Source organism: Chryseobacterium sp. RU37D (assembly GCF_900156075.1).
GTDB lineage: Bacteria > Bacteroidota > Bacteroidia > Flavobacteriales > Weeksellaceae > Chryseobacterium.
Genome location: NZ_FTMM01000049.1, coordinates 1 through 6,947, shown reverse-complemented (window position 1 = coordinate 6,947; position 6,947 = coordinate 1). Strand labels below are relative to the sequence as shown.

Below are 6,947 nucleotides of genomic sequence, written 5' to 3'. Positions count from 1 at the left end.
TCTTCGTCACGGTTCCGCCATGGTTTTTCGCCATCGTCCTTTAAAAAATCAGTCCATCTTGAAAGCATATTTCCGGCAATGTGCTTTACAATAATCGCAACAGAATTGCTTTCTTCATTGTACTGCCAGAAAATCTGCTCGTCAGAAAGCTGTTCGAATGATTTGTCACCAAGCATCTTATAGTATTCGAAACGTTTTATGAATAGGTCTCTCATGATGAAATTTTCTTTCTAAGTTAAACATTTTTCCTTGATATTTTAGAGGTAATTTCTGTTGATATCTTTTCAGGATGACAAACAGCGTGGTCATTTGATATGATTCTTTAAGAGTGAAAAGAATGGCTGCCGTTCCCCTGGTGGCTGAAGCACTCGAAGCCACCAATCCTGCCAGCCTAGCCCGGATCGCAGCATTTGTCTGAGCTCATTTTTTTTATTTAAGGGGGCTGCGGCGGCGAAGCCGCCGCAGCCCCCTTAAATAAAAAAAATAGCGAGTGCGGAGAGCCGGAAATAGCTCCTGAAAAAGTTGGAGCGTGGAAGTGTTTGTAATTTTTGATTATAATAATTTAAAAACCGCCACTATTGTGAGAGCTTAATTAATTATAAAAACCTACTCCCTGTTTTTTACCATTACCCAACCGGAATATTTGAATAATGTGCTCTTTTTATTATGTTCATTCCATGTTACAGAATACCAGTAAGTGCCTGTGGGAACTTTCTTACCGCCTGTGGTACCGTTCCATTTGTAGTTGTTTGATTTATCTGCCTGGAAAATTTTGGTTCCGTACCTGTCAAAAATATTGAAAACTAGGTTTTGTTTGTTTCCCAATGCTGAATAATCAATAATATCATTAACACCGTCTCCGTTTGGAGTAATGACATTAACAAGGTTTGGAACTACAATGGTTACATCAATAGGTTCACAGTCATACGCATCTTTTACAAAAATATGGCTGTCACCCCGCGGAACATTATTGAACACGTTAGAATCCTGCCAGTTGATATCATCCATTGAATATTTGTAAGGTACTGTTCCACCAGTAACGTTTACGGTAACTGTATTGTTTGTAATATCAATATCGGAAACGACCGGCTGTTCGGAGGCGTAGACTTTTACGGCCTGCCTAGTAATACATTCACCTGTCGTAAGATCTACCCAATATGTTCCGACTCCTACATTATTGATAGTCTGGGTAGTAGCACCGTTACTCCATTTATAGCCTGTAAATCCGGGGCCAGCATCTAGCGTTGTTGTATCTTCCATACATATTATTTTGTCTACCAATGTATTAGAATAGACAGGAGGAAGTACAATTAAAGTAATTTTCGCGATGGCAAAGCATCCGTTTCCGTTGGTAACTTTAATATAAATAACACCATTTGGAGCAGTATAAGCCGTTGGATTAATGATTTCGTTGGTTCCGTTCTGCGCATCCGCTAAAGACGGATAATAATTTTTAGTTCCTGTCTGTGTTGTTACAGCCGCTGTGGTAAGATTAAATAATCCAGTGGACGGTTTGGATTCAATAAAACAGGCCCTTAAAGTAGCATCAGTAACAACTACTGCCGGATAAAATTTAAGTGTAATTTCAGCAACAGCCGTACAGCCGAACTGCGAAGTTATTTTTACATATATCGTAGCTTCCCCGGACACAAAAGCTGTCGGATTAAGAATTTCGTTGGTTCCAGCATTGAGATCTGCAATAGTGTTATAGTACTTTTTAGTAGCCAAAGGATCAGAAAATACTGCAGCAGAAGTAAGATCATAAGTTGCCGTTCCTGCATTGTTGTTATTACAGCCATAAAGTGTAATGTTATTTCCAGTAATATTTCCCTGCTTAAATTTAAATGCTCCTATCTGTCTGCAGGAGTTGATGGGATTATTTGGGTTGGAAGGATCCTGATAATGAATACTATAATAATAGATAGAAGTGGTATTAACAGCCTGTGTAGCCACAATAGGATTAATTGCAGCCAGTGCATCATTTTGTGAGGTATGATAGCTTATCTCAAAATTAGCATTCCCGTTAAGAATAGCTACTGATAAAGTATTAAAATTGAAAACCATAGGATTTTCACAAATAGTGATCTCTCTAGGATCGGCAGGATTTGCGGCAGGAACTCCCGGCGGAGTAAAAGGCTGAGTCTGAATATTAGGATTTGTAAAAGGAGAAGCTAATGTTGCCGTTCCTCCCCATGTAAGTGCAAATGGAGCTGTTGTAGGATTAAATACATCTACCCAGTTATCAATATACAAATAATACGTCTGGCCAGGCAATACATCCAGGTATTTGCAATATGGTGTAAGAGAACCTCCCGGAGCACTTAAGAGCGTGCTGGTCATATTCAGTCCTGTATTGGCGTTTACTCCGAGAACTGTAGCAGCGTTGCACCTTATTGGAGCTCCCAGACTTCCGCAGGTAACGTTGGGGCCATATATGGCCCAGTCGTAATCGGCATCTTGATCTGTTGGGATAAGGTCAAAGGTAAGGGTACCGCCAGTAGCTATCGTAATTTTATACCAGATAGAATTGTGTTCCCCGGTGATTAAACACCCTCCTAAATTTTCGTTTAAGGCTCCAATTCCTGAAGGAGAGTAAGTAATAGCAGAATTTCCACAAACTGTCAAAGCAGATGAGCAGTCGGCCTGAGAATAAAGCAATCGTGAAAAAAGTAATAAAAAAAGTAATAAATATTTTCCCATATATCTTTCAATTTGTTTTTAAATTATTGATATAAAATGCATAGATCAATCATGAACATTTTACATGCAAACAGCAAATTTAAAATAAATAATTCAATAAAAAATGAAAAACAATATATTTTACTTTAAAAATTATTTAATACTCGTAATATTCCCACAAAGGTTTTCAAGGTGAAAAATCTTATGAAAAGGGCTTTCCACTTCTTGCAAATGTTCTTTATCCTGAATAAAGGTATAGCGAGAAGCCAGAGAGTTCATATCAGAGACAATTATAAGCCAACATTCATCCACCGTATTATCGTAATAAGGAAATTTTTCATTCTTTTTTTCAATCAACTCTAAAATTTTCTCCGAGCATAATTCATCAAAAAGATTCATATTGTACTCATAAGTGATGAAAACATTTCTCCGGTGGAAAGATTTCCGTACACTTTTTATACATCCGAAAGGCTTTCCTCTTTTAATACTTTTATAAATATTAAGAATAATTTCTTCGTGGCTTTCTGGTGTATCCAGCTTGACATTTGGAAGGAATTCTAAAAAATAAACACCACGATATTTCGTAGTGTCCTCTTTTTCTAATAGTATTTCTGCCTGACGGAAAATTTTATTCAAATTACTTTCAACTTTTTTCATTTCAAGATGGTTGATCACTTCTGTAAGCTCGATCCCGATTTTTTTGTCGTTGAATTTTGCGATAAAGTCCGGACTTTCGCAGGTAAGATTTTCAAACTGCACTTCGGGAAAATGATGCATAAAAGAGTTCAGCAGCAAAATTTCAGATTTCTTTTTATATTTTTCACGATCGTGAAGTGGAGATTCGTCTATTTTGCGGTGATACTTCTCAATCGGCTTTTTTTTCAAATGTCGATTAAGGTAATATAAGCTCAGATTTTTAATTAAATCTTCATCAGAAAATGCCTTTTTCATGTGCTTATTATTTTATTATTATGGAACACATAAAACTTCCTATTTCAGATCATGAAGTTTTGATTATCAAAAATTTACATTTAAAGATAAGTAAAAAAAACTATTTAATCTGCTGTTTTAAAAAGAATTTATCAAATAATTTACATCTTGTTTATTTTCATATTTTATACCTTTGAGGCATCAAATAAAAAACTGTACTCAATGGATTTTAAGAATTTTAAAATACCTTATCATATCAATCCGCAATATTCTAAAAAAGTTGCCTATTTTTCTATGGAATTTGCTATTGAGCAAGTGTTGAAAATATATTCCGGAGGCCTTGGATTTTTGGCAGGATCCCACATGAGAAGTGCGTACAACTTAAAACAGGACCTTATCGGGATCGGCATTCTTTGGAAATTCGGTTATTACGATCAGGCAAGAAACCACGACCAGACCCTGCAGCCTACCTGGACAAAAAAAATGTACAGCTTCCTTAAAGATACAGATATAAAATTTCAAATTGAAATCCACAGCGCACCGGTTTGGGTGAAAGTTTGGTATCTTGACCCTGAAATTTTCAATACTGCACCGATGTTTTTCCTTTCAACAGATGTTCCAGAAAACGATCATATTTCAAAAACAATCTGCCATAAATTATATGATGCCAACGAAGCTACAAAGCTTGCTCAGTATATTTTGCTGGGAAAAGGTGGTGCAAAGCTTTTGGATGAAATGAATATTGAAAGAGATGTTTATCACCTCAATGAAGCCCATGGGCTTCCCGCCGCTTTTCATTTATTGAAAAAATATAACGGAGACCTCAACAGGGTAAAGGAAAAATTACACTTCACCACCCACACTCCGGAAGAAGCCGGAAACGAAAAGCATAATTTAAGATTATGCTACGATATGTCTTATTTTTCCGGTTTCAGCATGGAAGAGGTAAAAAGCATTGAGGGTTCTGATGATGACCGTTTCAACCATTCTCTGTGTGCTTTGAAAATGGCAAGGGTGGCCAATGGCGTTTCTCAACTTCATGGTGTAGTTTCCAGAATAATGTGGAGTAAGTATCCTGAAATCTGTGAAATTACTTCCATTACAAACGCTCAGGAATTCAAATACTGGGCAGATAAGCCACTCTACAATTCAAAAGACGAAAATGATGAAACGGTTTTTGATTTCCGCAAAAAGCATTTGAAAAAAAGACTATTCAAAATTGTAGCCGATCAGACAGGGAATTTATTCAACCCAAATGTATTCACTATTGTATGGGCAAGAAGATTCGCAGGCTATAAACGTGCCGACCTTCTTTTATATGACAAAGAAAGATTTTACAAATTATTAAACAATCCAAAATATCCGGTACAGATTATTTGGGCAGGAAAGCCTTACCCAATGGATTATTCAGCAATTTCTACGTTTAATTTATTAGTTGAGGAAAGTAAAAATCATAAAAATATGGCTGTTCTTACAGGATATGAGCTTTCATTAAGCAAATCTTTAAAACAAGGTTCAGATTTATGGTTAAACAATCCCAGAGTTCCAAGGGAAGCATCGGGAACTTCAGGAATGACCGCAGCAATGAACGGATCCGTAAATCTTTCTACAGACGATGGCTGGATTCCGGAATTTGCGAAACATGGGGAAAATTCTTTCGTTGTTCCAAAGGCTAATTATATGAATATGAGCATTTATGAACAGGACAATTATGATTTGGATAAGCTGTATGAAATTCTTGAAAATGAAATCCTCCCAATCTATTATGATAAACCGGATCAATGGAGAAAAATACAATATAATTCTATGACTGATGTGAAAGAGCAGTTTAACAGTGATAGAATGGCGGACGAATATTATCGGGTTTTGTATAATTATAAAGGGTAATTCAGTTAAAGAAGTCTAAGAAAGTGAATTAGCTAATTAGCTTTTGTAAATAAAAATCGGCTTAGAAATTTTTCAAGCCGATTTTATTTTAAGTTATATCTCGTCCTAACATAACGCCACACAAATCAAGTAATGTTATGGAACAATTTAAAAACCAATATGTAAAAGCTCAAATTATAAATCCAAAACCTAACTTTTTAACTTATATATTTAGTGGTAGATGTTCTAATAATATGATGCTTGTAGATCCTTTCATACTTAATACAACCTATTACATACAACTGAATATCTTTTTAAATTATTAGTTAAAATAATTTTTGAACTCTCTAAATTTTCAGAATACAGAGAAGGGAAATTTCCATTTTTTTACTAAGAATTTTTCACCTTTATTATAGATAGGCACCAGGAAAGGAGTTTTAGTCTTTGTTCGACTTACATTCATAAACGTTTTTCTATTGATACTTACAATTTGTTCAGTACTAATCCTAAATAGATCCGATACCCTATGTGTGCTGCATTATCCAATAATTATCCAGTCAATGGTTTCTCCTACTTTTATTCACAATCAATAATTCCTGTATTTTCCTCATATCCTTTATTTTCAGGTATGGGTTGGAGTATTTGTTGTAAATCTTCTGATTTCAATTAACTGCTAATGCACCTGGATATTTTCAATCCTTACATCTTTAAAAATTTTGATATTTTTTTGTATGGTATGATTAGGTATAAATAGATACTTCCCTAATAGTAGTACTTGTATTACATTAAGTAATACTATAGCTACATTTATTGTTTTTTTTAATATTTAAATTTAATCTGTAATTATTCTTTTTATCTCTTACAAAATTTAATACCAATAATAATTTCAAGATTAAAAATCTATACGTTATAGAGAAAAGCGACTATAAGTTTTATGTGATATAGTGTTGATTATAAACTATAAAAATTTTAATGCTATGAGAAAAAAAATTTTATTACTTCTATTTTCGCCTGCTATTTATTATTCCCAAGTAGGCATAAGTACATCTAATCCCCAAGCTTCTTTCCATGTAGATGGTGGCAAAAACAATGCTTCGACCGGAGCTCCCACCACAGTGCAACAATCTGATGATTTTGTAGTATCAAGCCAGGGGACAGTAGGTATTGGAATTGCCAATCCTGCAGCAAGACTCCATTTATATAATCATATTGCCGGATCAAACATTAATGATGATTATCTGTTTGATGATGAAAGTCCAATTTCGAATGGGCAAGCATTGATCCTGCGTCGCTCTAATGCCGGGGTAAATTTATTAAATGGTAATATTATTGGCTCTGTATTATTTAATGCAAGGGTTAATGGAAGTTTTGGTTATGGTGGTGCTGGTATTCAAGGTATACACAGAGGAAACGGAACAATCCAAAATAACGCATTGGCTTTTCTTATTAATAGCAGTAGTGAAGCTGGGCGT

The 6,947-nt window shown here is 35.1% G+C and carries 4 protein-coding genes and 1 pseudogene; 2 read left to right on the top strand and 3 right to left on the bottom strand.

The window, feature by feature from the left end; translation table 11 throughout:
* The 3 genes from BW926_RS13860 to BW926_RS13850 form a co-directional block, all read right to left on the bottom strand.
* On the bottom strand, positions 1-215 hold a 215-nt coding region (locus BW926_RS13860; RefSeq protein ID WP_143756561.1), incomplete at its 3' end, for a DUF1572 family protein.
* Positions 216-606: 391 nt separating this feature from the next.
* Complete coding sequence (locus tag BW926_RS13855) at positions 607-2,700, bottom strand: T9SS type B sorting domain-containing protein (RefSeq protein WP_076447926.1); 2,094 nt, start codon at positions 2,698-2,700, stop codon at positions 607-609.
* A gap of 132 nt (positions 2,701-2,832) precedes the next feature.
* Positions 2,833-3,630 carry a hypothetical protein gene (locus BW926_RS13850; RefSeq protein ID WP_076447924.1) on the bottom strand — a complete coding sequence of 266 codons (798 nt, stop codon included), beginning with the start codon at positions 3,628-3,630 and terminating at the stop codon, positions 2,833-2,835.
* A 201-nt stretch (positions 3,631-3,831) separates the two neighbouring features.
* On the opposite strand from BW926_RS13850, the gene glgP reads away from it, so the two are divergent.
* Together glgP and BW926_RS13835 are read left to right on the top strand one after the other, a co-directional pair.
* Entirely contained in the window at positions 3,832-5,496 is a 1,665-nt protein-coding gene (gene glgP / locus BW926_RS13840) for an alpha-glucan family phosphorylase (RefSeq protein WP_076447921.1), read from the top strand.
* 923 nt (positions 5,497-6,419) lie between these two features.
* A pseudogene (locus BW926_RS13835) lies at positions 6,420-6,947 on the top strand (hypothetical protein); the annotation flags it as partial.